Origin of the sequence: Flavobacterium psychroterrae, from assembly GCF_018380615.1 — a bacterium.
Classification (GTDB): domain Bacteria; phylum Bacteroidota; class Bacteroidia; order Flavobacteriales; family Flavobacteriaceae; genus Flavobacterium; species Flavobacterium psychroterrae.
On sequence record NZ_JAGYVZ010000013.1, the window covers coordinates 141,418 to 157,146 of the forward strand.

Here is a 15,729-nt window from a genome sequence, read left to right on the forward strand (position 1 = left end):
TTTTAGAAGTTCTCCCATTTAACTTTAAAAAGTCACAAATTTCACTCCTAAACTAAACCATCTTGAAGGAAGCGGAACCGCTCCAACTTCATAATATGTGGTGTTGAAAATATTTTGTGCGTCAACATAAACAGTAAGTTTTTTAATAGATTGGCTAACTCTAAAATCATTCACCCAATAGGACGGTCCCGTTACTCTTTGACTGAAACGTGTCGCAAATAAAGCCGTAAAATTTTTATGCTGAAAATCGATTGTATTTGTTATTTGATGTTCTAAAGATGAAACCGAATATTTTGAATAAACTACCGGAATAACATCCTGAAATTCAAAATCTAAATAAGAATATGCAAGACTAATATTCAGTTTAGAATCGCTGGATAAATTAGCATTGTAATTAGTACGCAGGTTGAAACCATTTGTATTTAGGTTTCCGTAGTTGTTACTTTGATAAGGTTCAGTAGTTACGTTTCTTGTCCAGTCGATAAAATTATTGATTTTTCTATAGAAATAATTCGCATTAAAATTAAAATTATGTTTAATGTATTTAAAACCTATTTCACTCTGAAAAGCATTTTCGGTTTCAAGATTAGGATTTCCAATATTTCCCGGACGCTGATTTAAATACAAATCTGTAAACGACGGAATTCGCTGGCTTGTTCCAATGTTTCCGATGATTTTAAATGCATCTGTAACGGCGTAACTCGCATCAAATCCCGGATAAACCTGCCATTTATAATCTGAATTATAATTTAAATAAGCACCAAAATTCACATCCAGTTTCTCTATAAAAGTGGTTCTGTATTGCATGTAAAGTCCGTAATTTTCACGATTATGATCCCCAATATTTGATGAACTTATATCTTCGCTTCTTGCTTCGGCTCCAAAACCAAGTTCACCGTTTTCCATCTTATATGATGTATTTACTTCGGCAGCAAATGAGTTGGTATAATGCTGGCTTCTGCCCGCTTTTAGATTGGCAATTCCGTAATAACGGTAATCATCATAATTATATCTGTAGCTCAATCTTGGCATTAACGTCCATTTTTCAGACAACTGATGTTTCGATTGCACATTTGCAAAAGTAGTCTGAACAACTTCGCTTGAGTTTTTATCGCCCGGAGCAGCATAAAATCCGTTCGCACCAAAACCATTGTTGATGTAACCAAATGAACTTAAAATTTCGTTTTTATCATTCAACTGATAATTTCCCTGATAAAATATTTTATTGTTTTCAAAAGCGGTATTGTAACGATATCCATTGCTTTTATCGTGTGATGCAAAAAGCGAATGCTGCTGTTTTTCTTTGCTTAAAACTCCGCCAACCTGAATTCCGCTGCCATAAAATGTATCTCCGGTATCTTGTGTATCTTTTTCAAAGTTTGAACCTGCATAAGTATTTACTAAAACTCCGGATTTCATTGGTTTTTTAGTAATAATATTAATTGCTCCGGTCAAACTATTGATTCCGTAAGTCATCGCTGCCGGACCACGAATTATTTCGATTCTTTCGATTACCTCAACCGGAATAGGCAGATTCAGCATATTATGCGCCGTTTGTGAATCGATGATTTTACTTCCGTTTAAAAGTACAACAGTTTGCTCAAAGCTTCCGCCGTCAACACTTACGTCAGCCTGACTCCCAAAAGGTCCTCTTTGTCGTAGATCAACACCATTTGCATATTGCAGGATTTCCTGAACAGATCGTCCCGGTAATTTTGCAATTGTGGCTTTATCAATTACATAAACGTTTCGGTTTTTCTTAGAAATTGGTGTGCTAAATCTATTTTCATGAATAATTACTTCATCAATATTAATGGTGTCTTTTTGCACTTGCGCTTGTAAACCAAGACTTAACAGAGTCAGTATTGCAAAATAAAGTTTTGTCATTTTTTTTAATTTTTTGCAAAAGTAGTATCTTGCCGTACTACTAATGTATACCAGTTTTATAAAAATGGATAGTCCGGTTCAAATTCCTTTTAAAAGTTTCATTCAGCTTAAGCCTGAAGATGCAACTGCTTTATACCTGCAAATTGTTTTTGAGTTTATTAAAGCGATACAAACAGGTTTGCTTCCTGAAGGCACAAAACTTCCGGGAACCCGCATTTTATGTAAATTATTGCAGGTTAACAGAAACACATTGATTAAAGCTTTTCAGGATTTAGAATTGCAAGGGTGGATTGAAATTTTACCTAATAAGGGAACTTTTATCTTATCAGAAAAAAAAGAAAAAAAGAAAACGGATTATATTTTTACTGAAAAAAATAATTCCCAAAGTGCTGCTTTTACTTTTAAACATTCGACTATTCTTGAAGATCCAAAGGAAATAAGCACTATACCGTATCAATTTAATGACGGTTTACCAGATTTGCGGTTGGTACAAACTGATGTCCTGGCGAGGCTTTATGTTTCAAAACTTAAAGGCCAAAAAAGCACTAAAACCTGGGAACAAATCCAGACAAAATCTCATTTGAATTTTAAAATCCAATTTTCTAATTTTTTGAATGTAACAAGAGGAATTCGCATTTCAACATCAAATTTGCTTACTACAAATAGTCACGAAATTAGTTTGTATCTGGTTACAAAATTATTGATTTCTGCTGGTGATAAAGTCGTTGTTGCTTCTCCGGGTTATTATATTTCGAACATGACATTGTCAGACAGTGGCGCACAAATTATTACGATACCGGTTGATAAAGATGGAATCAATACGGAAGATCTGAAACAAATTTGCGAGAAACAGCAAATCAGAATTTTATATCTGACTTCAAATTATCATTATCCTACAACGACTTCTTTAAGCGCTAAAAGGCGAATGGAAATTTTGGAATTAGCCAATCGCTACGGATTTGTGATTATTGAGGATGATTATGATTTTGATTTTCATTATGATAATAATCCCGTATTGCCTCTCGCGTCTTTAGATTCAAATGAAAGGGTGGTTTATATTGGCTCATTTGGGAGGTCTTTGCCGGCGGGCTTTGGTTATGGTTTTATTGCTGCGCCTTCGGCATTTATAAAGGAACTCGAAAAACATCAAAATATTCTGGAACCGGGAATTGATGTTATTAAGGAACAGGTTTTAACAGAATGGATCAAGGAAGGCGAAGTTCATCGGCTTTCTAAAAAAAATAAGAAAATTTACAAAGAGCGCAGGGATTATTTTGTTTTGTTGCTGAAGGAAAAACTGGAAGGGAAAATTAAATTTCAGGTTCCGCTTCGGGGTTTGGCAATTTGGGTGGAATGGCTGGATAATTTCAATTTGATAAGGCTGCAAAAACAATGTGCTATAAATGGTTTGTTTTTACCGAAGACGATTTTATATCAAACAAAAAATCTTACGGCCACTCGTTTGGGTTTTGGACATTTTGACACGGCTGAAATGGAAAATGCCGTGAAAATTTTACGCCAATCTCTTGATGAAATTACCTGAAATAATTAAAAAAAAAATCATTAAACACATAGAAAAAATATAGGTTTTTTTATGGAAAAGGGAATACAAAAAGAAACATGTTGCTTTCACATAGCAATGTGAATTAATCCGAAGTAAAACGCCTTTTTTTAAGGTTTACAAAATCTATGTTTTTATGTTTTAAAATAATTAGCCTATTCACTTAAACTACTTTTCTTTTTTTTAGATCTAGAATTTTATTGTAAAAAACGGGTATTTATACGTAGTGTTATAAATGTTAAAATAACGATTTTTGTTTCAGATTACGAGAAACCGTAAACTATTCTTAATAAATCACACTAAATTAGCTAAACATTTGGCTTAAAAGTCATAAATCGTTACACATTTAAACCTGAAAATTTAAAACTATGAAAAACCTTTGGTGCTGGCGTTGTAAAATGGAAGTTCCTATGCTTAATGAAGAGGAATATAAAGTTGCGTCTAAACTCTATCGTGATGGTTTTGAAAAAGGTAAATGTAGTATGACCAGAAAAACACGCTTCAAAGATTTACTTGACTATTATAAAAATCTTACAGGATTTGAAGAAACTAATCCTAACGCAATTATGCATCATCGCATCGAACTTTACGGTTCTGAATGCGAAAGTTGTTCTAAACCTTACAGAACTCCTAAGGCTTCTTTTTGTGCCGCATGCGGAAATAAAAGAGAATCCAAATTAATTAACTACGCTGAAGTTTTACACGAAGAATCACCAAAATGGTGGCAAAGATTATTGGTTTTAAACAGAGCTGAATAATTTTGGTGATTGTATAATTTTACTTATATTTAAAAGAAAACTTAAAATGATGAGGATAAATTATAAAATTCAATATTGTCTGTTTGCAATTTCCCTTTTCTTTATTGTGATTGGAATTTATGAAACATCAAATGAAGGATTAAAAACAGGAAAAGAACTTTTTTGGCAAATTTCTCACTTTGTTCCGTTTGTATTAGGGGCAATTATTTTTGGAAGTAATTTATATTCTAAACGAATTGAAAATTTCAAAAATTAATAAATATTAATTCTTCAAAAACCATTTTTAGTTTTCTCTAAAAGTGGTTTTTTTATTTCGACAAATAGCTAATCTTCAATCAATGTCAAAAATGCGTTAAAATACTTTTTGTATAGTTGTTTTTCGACAATAAAAAATACATTTGTTAGAAAGGAAAACAAGACTTATTACAACCAAGAAAATATAATGTATGGATTACGAAAAATTCATCTTCTGCCTCGAAGGTGTTCCGGACGTAGACAACGAAACGGCAACTTTAGCGGTAAAAAACTTAGAAGAAATTGCAATTGACCAAGGGATTTCCAGCATCTATAAAACCTGCGATACTATTGAAGGTCTGGAAGAAAGCCTGAATGTACTGCTTTATGAAGATCATAATTTTAAGGATTATGAAATTATCTATCTGGTAATGCCCGGCGAAGCTAACAATATTTGCCTTCACGATTATTATTATAGCCTTGAGGAAATCGCGGAACTTTTTGAAGGTAAGATGAAAGGTAAAATTATTCATTTTGCGAATCTTAAAGTTTTAGACTTAAACGATGACGAAGCTCAATATTTTCTTGATATAACTGGTGCTCGTGCCATTTCCGGTTATGGTTCAACCTATAATAAAATTGCCAGTTCAAGTACAATTGACAAAGCTTTTTTTAGCCTTTATCAGGATAATGACGATATTACAGAAGTTGTAGAAGAGTTGTACCAAAAGCATTATGCATTGTGCAAATTACTTGATTTTAGATTGTATTATTAGATGAAAAGTAAAGGAGACGAAAAAGTAAAAACATATGAAGCAAAGGGATTTCGTGAAAAGTTCCTTGGTGCAGGAAACCCTATGCATTTACTTTTTAAATCAAATTCTGATCATTTTTTTTGTTTAAAGATGGAAGAAATAATGCAGCTTCAATATCCTGTTCCACCATCAAAACACAGTTGTCATACAATTCTTTTTATAACTTCCGGAACGCATATCATGAAAATTGGTTTTGAGGAACACCAAACAAACGCCAATGAGATTATTGTGGTTCCGGCAGGACAGATTTTTTCAATAGAAAATGTCAACAATAAAATCATTGGATTCATATGCCAATTTCATCCCGATGTTTTAATTGGAAAATATGGTAATACGGAAATGTTAAACGATTTTGATTTCCTGAAGATTGGAGGAAATCCAAAAATTAGCCTTTCTGAAAGTAATTCCCGGTTTATATACAATCTTTTTATCCGCTTACAAGCCTCATATGTTGAATCTGGAATTACCAATTTTAATATTGTACAATCTTATCTGATGGCTTTGTTTTGTGAAATGAATAAAAACAACGTCAAAATTCCCAAAAGCGGCAATGCTTCTGCTGTTCTTTCATCGAAGTTTAAAGAATTGATTTTTGCTCATATAAAAATAAATCATGAGGTAAATTATTATGCCTCTTTATTGAATGTCACGCCTAATCATTTAAACAAATCGGTAAAGTCTACAACAGGCAAACCTGCTACTAAATGGATTGATGAAACCATTTTACTTGAAGCCAAATATTTACTGTTTCAAACTACGCTTTCTATCAGCGAAATAGCAATGCAGGTAGGACACGAGGATCATTCTTACTTTAGCCGGTTCTTTAAAAAACACGAAGGAATCACGCCTATTGAATATCGTAAAATGATTGCTAAGTCCTAATTATTGCTTGTAAAATCCTATTTACTCCAAAAGCATTTGTTGAAATTTGTCCCGTAAAAAAAAGCAAATTATGATTTATGTTTTTAAAACTTCTGTTGATTCAAAATCAAAATTAGAATTCGCAAATGTATTGATTGGGGAATTACTGCCTAATGCTGTCTGGAATTTTGATCTGGAGGATTGTGATAATATTTTAAGAATTGAAAGCGAAGAGGATATAAATGAAATGTCTCTTCAAAATGAAATTTTCGATTGTATCGAATTAGAATAAATTGCTTTTTAAAATATTCCTTTCAACCTCAACATATTATTATGGATACTGCATTGCATCAAAACAAAACTTTTGACACCGTTGATTATTCGGATCAAAAATTATCGGATAATGAATTTATAAACTGTGAATTTATTAATTGTAATTTCTCTAAAAGTGATTTTAGTTATATTGATTTTTTAGATTGTACTTTTAAAAATTGCAATCTTTCGCTTTCTACGCTTAAAAGTACTGGATTAAAAAACATTAAATTTATTGGTTGTAAATTAATGGGACTTGATTTTAGTGCAAGTAATAGTTTTTTATTTTCGATGTCTTTTCAGGATTGCCTGCTTGATTATTCGACTTTTATTTATAAAAAACTAAAGAAAACAAACTTCATTGATTGCTCCTTAAAAGATGTTGACTTCTCAAATACTGATTTATCTCTTTCTCTTTTTAAAAATTGTGATCTTGCCAATGCTACTTTTCAGGATTGTATTTTAGAGAAAACTGATTTTCGTTCTTCAAGAAATTATGCTTTTGATCCATCTGAAAATAAAATCAAGAGAACCAGAGTTTCTCAAGCTGCACTTGCGGGTTTGCTTGAAAAATTTGATTTGGATATTGAATAGATTTTAGAAAGTTTTCAGTCGCGGTTTTCAGTCTCAGTTTATATACAGATTTTAGAACTTTATTAATTAGTTTACAACAAAAAGGGATGCAAAAATTGCATCCCTTTTTCTAATTAAAAACTTAAAAAATGAACTATTGTCTCCAACGTGGATCTCCCACTTTGTTGTCTATTAATGTTTGATTTTTGATTGTAAAATCACCTGTTGCTGCACCTACAAATTGCGGATCTAATGCAGTTCCAGATGTATCTGGTCTGTTATTGGCAAGTGCATTAGGGTTAGCAATTAGATTTGGCGAATTGTAATAATTATTACTTGCAAAAGTTGGATTTGCAGTAACAGCCTCTCTTGTATATGGTGCAGGTGTATTTGCAAACAATGTATTTCTAACAGCTATTACATTGGTAACAAAACGCGTGTATAAAATGGCGTTAGCAGCAGTACCTAACATATTTGGGTTTGAAATCGTACAGCTATCAATTAATATATTGGTAGTTAAACCTGTAAGACCAGCATCCATACGAATAAAGTATCTTGCTGTTGCACAATTATTAAAAGTACTGTTTTTAAGCGTCAATTGTCCCATTTGAGAACCTCTGACATCTATAAATTCTCCACCGGTTGTTAATACATTTGTCACAATAGTATTCTCAATTATTACAGAAGTAATTTTAGCAGCAGTTAAATTTGCACTGATTAATGATATACCATAATCATGTATATTAGAACCACTTATTAAAAGTGAACCGTATGTAATACTGTTATCATTATATTTAATAACCGAAACTGCAGCTCCGGCAGCTCCTTTATCGCCTTTTAAATCCAGATCGATTAAACTAATATTAGCGGCTCCGTTAGTTAGTACAAAATTCACATGAAGTTTAGGTTTGTCATAACTGCGCAATCCTCTTAAAGTAATTGCTTTATTTAAAGTAATTGCTCCTATTTGATTTGCTGCTGTATAATCACCTGGTTCTAAAACTAGTATTGCCCCAGATGCGGCATCAGCGATTTTTTGCATTAAATCATCTGTAGCTTTAACTAAAATACCTGTTCCAATATCGATTCCGGTTGTAAATGTAACAACACCTCTCTTTTTTGCACCGTTAAGTAATGTAGCTGTATAAGCAGTTTCTGCTGTTAACCCAGTTACTATTGCAACTCCAGCCGTTTTTTCTGCTGGCGTTATTGCATGTGTAATACCACCCGGAGCAACGGTAATTTGTGTTACATTACTATTTGGCGTCCATCTTAAAGTTACTTGTTTCGCTTCTATATCAATTGGCTGTACAGGTAAAAAAAGTTGTTCTGATAATGTTGTAGCTGTCGTTACAGACCATTTAGAATCTGCCAATCCTGAATCACTAACTGATTTTATTCTTATTGAATATGTGGTTTCACCCTCTAACGCTACCGAAACTGGTAATTGTGCAGGAGTTACCTCAACGGTTTTATAGATTGTTTTGAATTCTGCATCATCTGCGCTAAATTCTACAACATAATGATCTGCATTATCATCTTCTTTTGTAGTCCAGTTTAACTCGACTGTTGTTTGATTTCTAACTTTTGCTGTAAGACCAATTGGGGAAAACTCTCTGGTATTTCCAATTCCGTCTAACAGTTCCTCATTATAACTATCGCAGCTTGAAACTGCAAATACAAGTATTAATGTGGCTATTAATCCTTTTAAAATATATTTTGTTTTCATCGTAATAACTTTATTAATTTTTTCTAAGATCTTAATAACCGTAATCATTTTTTAATTGATTATTGCTTCCATCAATAAATACTTGCCATATTGGCCAAAATTGTCTGTTATCAGGATTAACGCCTGGTTTGTACAATGAATTTATCTTAGCATCTGCTGCTGTTCCTGTCCATGTCCAGGGAGTTGCAGTATATGTTACACCAGGATTAGTAGTTTCACCTCTGTTTAATCCATAGATATCAAGAGATACATTATCTGCTTTATATTTATAGTACAAAGTTGTCGGTACATCGGTATATTTACCTGAGCGGGCTGCTAAATCTGTCATTTTTTGTTTTGCCTCATCTAATTTTGCTTTCAATAAATTCCAACGAATAAGACCTTGTTTACGCTCCATTTCTCCGGTAAATTCAAATTTATTTTCTTCAACAAGAGCATTAAACATCGCTTCTTTACTAGTCAAAGCATTGACATAATCATCCACTTTTACTGCCTGAGCTGTAGGGAATGCTCTTCTGCGAATTTCTTTTAAATAAGGCGCAGCTGCTCCGGGACCTTCTAATTCGTTAGCTGTTTCGGCAGCAATAAGGAGTACCTCAGCATAACGCATGTACATTTTATTAACTCCATCATCATTGGTAGAAGTAACATAACGTTTCATCCATTCGTAACGGTATTTACCAAAATACCATGTATCAAGCGTATTTAACTCTTGTTTAGCAACATTATTAACTGCTGCACCATATTTGTATGGCACACAAGTAACATCTCTACGGGCGTCAACTTGGTCATAATCATAAAAAACAAATGGTAATGGACCTGCTACACCGCCACGGTTCGCTCCATTAGCTTGAAATTGATCGCTAGCCGCAGTATGTTTTACTGCAAACGTAAATAACATTCTGCCACGTCCGTCACCGAAAGGAATTTCCCAAAGAGATTCTCCTCCAGCAACTGTGTTCTCTTCATTGTATTTTCTCCATAATCCCTCAAAAGTAGTTTCTAAATGAGCTGAACCACTTTGAATTACTTCGCGAGATTCTTTCAATGCCAATGCATACATAGTACCAACTGAAAGTTCCGGATCAGTACTTCTTCTTACGCCATCAGGATATTGCTGATAACCACTTGCTGCCAAAGCCAAACGTGCTCTGAAAGCTTTTACAAAAGCTTTATTTATGTGCTCTACAGTACTTGTATAGGGAGTTTCGTTAGGCCATGCAACTAATGTTGACGCTTCTCCTAAGTCTGCAATTAATTGTTTATAAAGAATATCTCTGCTTGATTTAGGCAAATATAAAGTTTCAGAAGTTATAGGTTCAAAACGAGCCGGAACATCACCCCATGCTTTGATTAAATCAGCATAGTAAATAGCTCTTAATGCTAAAGCTTCTCCTAATAATTGTCCCATTTCTGTTCCCGGCAAAGGATTTCCATATTGACGTAAACCCTTTATACAAACGTTAGCACGCTCAATACCTGAAAACATCATCGCATACGCATTCGTCGTAGTATTCATTTCTGTATTACCTGGTTTTGCATCGTAAACACACAAATCTGACTTATCTCCTGCCGTTTGCGAAGCACTATACCATTCTACGTCAGTATTTAATCCGTAATAGGGTAAGAAACGTCCTCTGTAAGAGTTAGTCTCGGCAAATGGTACTTTTATTCCATCAATAGCTCCTTTTGCAAGTCCGGCTGTAGAGAAAATTACCGAAGCATCTAATGTTGATTGTGCAGGTGCCTCTAAATAGTCCTCTTCAAATTGTTGACAAGAACTGAATAAACCAGAAATAATCAATCCTGCTATTATTATTTTATGTTTCATTTTGTAGTAATTTAAAATTAGAAATTAAGATTCATCCCAAAAACCATTTGTCTGCTTCTTGGATAAGGACTTGAATCAACCCCAGGTGTAAGTGGATTTTTTCTTCTTGTTGAAACTTCCGGATCAGAACCTGAATAGTTAGTCCAAACAAAAACATTAGTTGCTGTTAGATAGAATCTCAATTTAGAAACTCCAAGTTTAGATGTAAACATCTCAGGAGCTGTATAACCTAATGTTAAAGTATTCAATCTTAAAAACGATGCATCTTCAACTGCCCAATCTGTAAATATTGCACTTCTCATATATGGAGACCACATTGTAGTAGTAGCATTAAGTTCTGTTAATGCAGCAGGATCTGTTACTATCTGACCAGAAACAGGATCTAAATTCGTCCATCTTTTGCCGTCAGCCATAGTAGAATTTAAATTTTTGTACTGCCCTGAAGCATTAGCCGTTGAAAATTCAATTTTATCAGCATTATATACATCATTTCCAATACTCCAGTTAAAAGCTGCCATTAAATCAAATCCATAAGCATTTCCATTTATAACAAAACCACCGGAACTTTTAGGATTAACATTACCAATAACTGTTTTATCATTTATATCTACTTTACCGTCTCCATTAACATCTTTCAATTTCATATCTCCTGGTTTAATAGCGCTTCCGTCTCCAACTAAAGTAGTAGCAGTACTGATTACACCACTTTTTAAGATATATTTTCCACCAACATAATCAAAGTCTGAAACTTCATATCTTCCATCATTTTTATAACCATACATAGTTCCTAATGAAGAACCAACTTCTATCAGATAATCATCTCCAATTTGTGAAGAAGCCCATCCTGTAGCCTGTCCAAAATTATTCATAACCCCTAATGAGTTAATACGGTTTTTGTTTATTCCCATATTGAATGAAAAATTCAATCCGTATTTGGCTTTTTCAATTGCAACAACATTTATAGTAGCCTCGAAACCTGTGTTTTGTGTTTCACCCATATTACGATATTGAAAATCGTATCCGGATCCCGGAACTGGAAAATTAATTAATAAGTCACTGGTAACATTTTTATAAACATCAAAAGTACCATTTAAGCGATTTTTGAAAAATCCAAAATCCAAACCAACGTTTTGAGTCACTGTTGTTTCCCATTTCAAATCAGGATTAGGCATTGTTTTTGAAGGTGCCCAAACACTGGTAACGCCATTAATCCATGGTGTTGGTGTAGATTGAAAAATTTGAATTTGCTGCCCAACAGGTATGTTATTATTTCCTGCTTCACCATAACTGGCTCTTACTTTTAAAAGATTGATCCAGGTTTGATTTTTCAGGAAATTCTCTTCAGAAATTTTCCATCCTGCTGCAAAAGCCGGGAAATATCCCCAACGATTCTCTTTTAAAAATTTACTTGAACCATCTCCACGAAACGTAGCGGTTAATAAGTAACGATTTTTGTAGTCATAATTTGCACGTCCAAAAAACGACAATAATTTGTCATCAGGGCTGTAATAATTATCTACTGATTGTGGTGTTCCTTGTGTTGTTAATTTTTTTGCCTGATCAAAATCAAAAAATGTAGGATATCCATGAATAGTACTTGTTACGCTATTTGAATTATATGAAATACTTTCTTCTCCTAAAAGAGCACTTAAATGGTGGTTTTCGCCCATTATTTTTTTGAAATCATAATTCAGTGTATTCGCATTTCTAAAACGTCTGTCTTTAGTATCAGACATAATCATTGCAGGCATACCCTGTAATGGACCTAATGGAGCATTAGCAACATAGTAAGTAGTTTGTCCGTAAAAACGATAATCCAGATTGTTATAATTATCCAAACCTAAATCTACTTTTAATTTTAAATTTTCTGCTAGCTCCCATCCAAAACTACCTAACATATTATAGTTTTTACGAAACTGTTGACGATCATTGTCAGACACAGATATTAAAGGATTTATCAATACATCTGAACCATCTCCGGTTACGTCTTCTGAAGTCAAACCTGGTACCGGAAGTGGCGCATAACCAACAATTGTACGCATACGCGAATCTGTTGAAGATTTTTCATTTTGTTCATTAACACCTCCACCATCAATTTCAGTATCCGAATAACGCATAGTAAAACTAACATCAATTTTATCATTTAATTTGCTTTTTAAAGCCAGGGAAAGGTTATTACGTTTATAATCTGACCCTATCATAATAGCCTTTTCATCATAATGAGCATAATTAAAATTATAATTAAGCTTATCAGTTCCGCCTCTAATTCCTAAATCACGACTTTGCACCTCACCTGTACGCCCAAAGATTTGTTTTTGCCAATTATCTCCTTTTAAACCTTTGTACATATCCTGATCTTGCCAATTTCCAAAATACTTAGTATATGAAGATGGATCAGATGCTACTTTTGTTCCTGTTTGGGAAAGCATAGCATACTCATATTGCCATTTAGTATAATCGTCCGGAGACAAAACATCAATTTGATTAGCAATCTTTTTCATACCATAAAACATATTGAAATTGACTGCGATTTTGCCATCTTTTCCGCTTTTAGTTGTAATGATAATTACCCCATTTGCACCACGTGATCCATATATTGCAGTTGAAGCAGCATCTTTTAAAACCGTCATTGAGTCAATATCAGATGATGAAATATCATTCATACTATTTATTGGAAATCCATCTACAATAATTAAAGGTGAAGAATCCTGAGTAAGAGAACCACCTCCACGGACTCTAATTTTTATATCCGCATCCGGAGAACCTTCAGATGAAGTTACCTGAACACCGGCAATTCGACCTGTTAAGGCTTCAGCTACATTTGCTACCGGCACTTTTTTCAAATCGTTACCTGAAATAGTAGAAACTGCTCCAGTCAAATCAGACTTTTTAGCCGTTCCATATCCAATAACAACAACTTCATTCAGGCTGTTAGAATCTTCAGATAAAGCAACATCAATTTTAGTTTTTCCATCTACGGCTACTTCTTTGGTTTTAAAACCAATAAAGGAGTATGTTATAACCGCCTTCGGATTTGAAAGCTTTAATTTATAACGTCCGTCAAAATCCGTTGAGGTTCCATTTTTTGTTCCTTTTTCTAAAATATTAACTCCCGGCAATGTTAGCCCTGCAGCATCTTTAACGGTTCCTTCAAGTGTTCCTGTCTGAGCATTCATTTGATTGCTCGTGAGTAAACACAATAAAAAAACAACTGCAAAGTAACAACGTGCTCCTTTGTTAAATAAATCTTTAAAATTCATGGTTGATTGTTTAAGTTATTAATTAGATTTTTGTTTTAAAGTGGTTTTTTGTGGTTATTCTAAATTTAATCTTTGAACTTTTATTTATTATTAAAGATTAATTTCTTCAATGATAACTTGGGATTTCGTCAGTTTTGAATTGCAAAACAGATTCATTTTTTACATTAAATAAAAAGTTGTAATCGATTACACAAACATAAATATTTTTTTGATATAAAAAATTAAAATTCATAAAAATTTCCTAAAATAAATTTAATATGAAAAATAAAAGTGCTTTTTTATATGACATGTGTAATTTAAGTTCGATATAAATATTAAATATATTATTGATATTTATTAATTTCTTACGATTTCCTAAAAAAAACAATCGATTACACTAACACTAATTGCAGTATTATAAGTGTCTTTTTCACATTTAAAACAATTTACAAAGTGCAAAATTTTGTAATAATTAAACTCCATATTTTTAATTGTGTCCAATGTTTTTAAAAAGTATTGCAAACCATAAAGAAAATAAATTCTTACTAACACAACCTTTACCAGCTATGCGTTAGTACTTTGCAACACAAAAGGTAAAGTTTAAGCACAAAAAAACCCTTAAACGAATTTCGTTTAAGGGTTTATATTGTTTTATAAAGTAAACTACATTTAAGCGCGTTGCAATTGTAAATTACTTTTATGTTTTTGCATTAAGATAAAAGTAATAATCATACCAATAATTGCCATTGCAACACCAATAAGATTTGGCGATGCATAACTATATCCCGCAGCCAAAGGCAAACCACCTAAAAAAGCGCCTAAAGCATTACCTATATTAAAACTTCCCTGAAGTGCTGCCGATGCTATCATTTCTGCACCTTTTGCAGTACGAATCATTAACATTTGAATAGGTGCAATAACCGAAAAAGAAATTGCTCCGGTTAAAAAAGTCAGGAATAATGAAACATACTGATTATACGAGAACAAGTAAACTAAAATTAAATCAATTGACATTACAAGCAGTAATGCTAAAACAGTTGGTGCCGGAGAGTATTTATCGGCAAGTTTACCTCCTAGAAAATTTCCTACTACCATTCCTAAACCTGCAAGAATTAATATATATGAAACATCTTCGGGTGAAAACTGAGACACATTTGTCAATAAAGGCGCGATATAACTAATCCAGGCAAATAATCCTCCGAATCCTACTGCAGTAATCCCAATAATTAACCAGGCTTCTGTTTTCTTAAAAAATTGCAATTGCGTTTTCATATTGACATTCCCGCTTTTTTCAAGATTTGGCATCCATAAAGAGATAAACAAAAACGTAAGCAAACCAACAACCGCAATTAATATAAAAGTATAACGCCATATAAAATTGTGTCCTATATAAGTACCAATGGGAACGCCTATTAAATTTGCCAGGGTTAAACCAGAAAACATAATTGCAATTGCCTGAGCTTCCTTGCCTTTATCTGCCAATCGGCTTGCGACTACAGCCCCAACTCCAAAAAAAGCTCCGTGTGGTAAACCGGAAAGAAATCTGGAAGCGAATAAAAAATTATAGGTTGGTGCAATAATCGAAAGTGCATTAAAAACGGTTAACATTAAGGCTAATATTAAAAGCATTTTTTTTGGCGCAAGATTTCGACCTAAAATTACTAATAAAGGAGCTCCAATGACAACACCAAGTGCGTAAGCCGAAATTAAATATCCGGCAACCGGAATCGAAACTTTCATATCTGAGGCAATATCTGGCAACAAACCCATCATAACAAATTCGGTAATACCGATAGTTAAACCTCCTAATGAGAGTGCAATAAGACTTTTTTTCATTTTTTTCACAAGAAAGGATTAGACTTTCTATGGTGCAAATTTAACACAATAGCAGATAAAAATAGTTGTATATTTGCGATATAAACTTGTACA

At 33.2% G+C, this 15,729-nt stretch carries 12 protein-coding genes; 7 read left to right on the plus strand and 5 right to left on the minus strand.

The genetic code is table 11. From position 1 onward, the window contains the following. Positions 1-24: 24 nt before the first annotated feature. Positions 25-1,887, minus strand: a complete 1,863-nt coding sequence (locus KHA90_RS14965) for a TonB-dependent receptor plug domain-containing protein (RefSeq protein WP_213301930.1) — start codon at positions 1,885-1,887, stop codon at positions 25-27. Between the two features lie 64 nt (positions 1,888-1,951). On the opposite strand from KHA90_RS14965, the gene KHA90_RS14970 reads away from it, so the two are divergent. The 7 genes from KHA90_RS14970 (at position 1,952) to KHA90_RS15000 (ending at position 7,022) form a co-directional block, all read left to right on the plus strand. Further along, on the plus strand, positions 1,952-3,430 hold the full coding sequence (locus tag KHA90_RS14970; protein ID WP_213301933.1) for an aminotransferase-like domain-containing protein: 1,479 nt from the start codon (positions 1,952-1,954) through the stop codon (positions 3,428-3,430). A gap of 386 nt (positions 3,431-3,816) precedes the next feature. Beyond that, the gene (locus KHA90_RS14975) at positions 3,817-4,206 is read left to right on the plus strand and encodes a hypothetical protein (protein WP_213301935.1); all 390 of its coding nucleotides are present in this window, start codon (positions 3,817-3,819) and stop codon (positions 4,204-4,206) included. A gap of 46 nt (positions 4,207-4,252) precedes the next feature. Continuing rightward, positions 4,253-4,462 (plus strand): hypothetical protein, encoded by a 210-nt coding sequence (locus KHA90_RS14980; protein ID WP_213301938.1) that lies wholly within the window; start codon positions 4,253-4,255, stop codon positions 4,460-4,462. 190 nt (positions 4,463-4,652) lie between these two features. After that, the gene (locus KHA90_RS14985; protein WP_213301941.1) at positions 4,653-5,216 is read left to right on the plus strand and encodes a DUF6642 family protein; all 564 of its coding nucleotides are present in this window, start codon (positions 4,653-4,655) and stop codon (positions 5,214-5,216) included. Next, on the plus strand, positions 5,217-6,137 hold the full coding sequence (locus KHA90_RS14990; RefSeq protein ID WP_213301944.1) for an AraC family transcriptional regulator: 921 nt from the start codon (positions 5,217-5,219) through the stop codon (positions 6,135-6,137). A gap of 70 nt (positions 6,138-6,207) precedes the next feature. Continuing rightward, on the plus strand, positions 6,208-6,408 hold the full coding sequence (locus KHA90_RS14995; protein WP_213301947.1) for a hypothetical protein: 201 nt from the start codon (positions 6,208-6,210) through the stop codon (positions 6,406-6,408). Positions 6,409-6,449: 41 nt separating this feature from the next. Next, positions 6,450-7,022 carry a pentapeptide repeat-containing protein gene (locus tag KHA90_RS15000; RefSeq protein WP_213301949.1) on the plus strand — a complete coding sequence of 191 codons (573 nt, stop codon included), beginning with the start codon at positions 6,450-6,452 and terminating at the stop codon, positions 7,020-7,022. A 133-nt stretch (positions 7,023-7,155) separates the two neighbouring features. Here KHA90_RS15000 and KHA90_RS15005 read toward each other — a convergent pair whose 3' ends face one another. From KHA90_RS15005 to KHA90_RS15020, 4 genes are all read right to left on the minus strand, one after another. Continuing rightward, on the minus strand, positions 7,156-8,730 hold the full coding sequence (locus tag KHA90_RS15005) for a DUF4957 domain-containing protein (protein ID WP_213301952.1): 1,575 nt from the start codon (positions 8,728-8,730) through the stop codon (positions 7,156-7,158). A gap of 31 nt (positions 8,731-8,761) precedes the next feature. After that, positions 8,762-10,561: a RagB/SusD family nutrient uptake outer membrane protein gene (locus KHA90_RS15010; protein ID WP_213301955.1), complete on the minus strand. Its 1,800-nt coding sequence runs from the start codon at positions 10,559-10,561 to the stop codon at positions 8,762-8,764. Between the two features lie 17 nt (positions 10,562-10,578). After that, entirely contained in the window at positions 10,579-13,821 is a 3,243-nt protein-coding gene (locus KHA90_RS15015) for a SusC/RagA family TonB-linked outer membrane protein (protein WP_213301958.1), read from the minus strand. A 648-nt stretch (positions 13,822-14,469) separates the two neighbouring features. Continuing rightward, positions 14,470-15,636: an MFS transporter gene (locus KHA90_RS15020; RefSeq protein WP_213301961.1), complete on the minus strand. Its 1,167-nt coding sequence runs from the start codon at positions 15,634-15,636 to the stop codon at positions 14,470-14,472. Positions 15,637-15,729 lie beyond the last annotated feature (93 nt).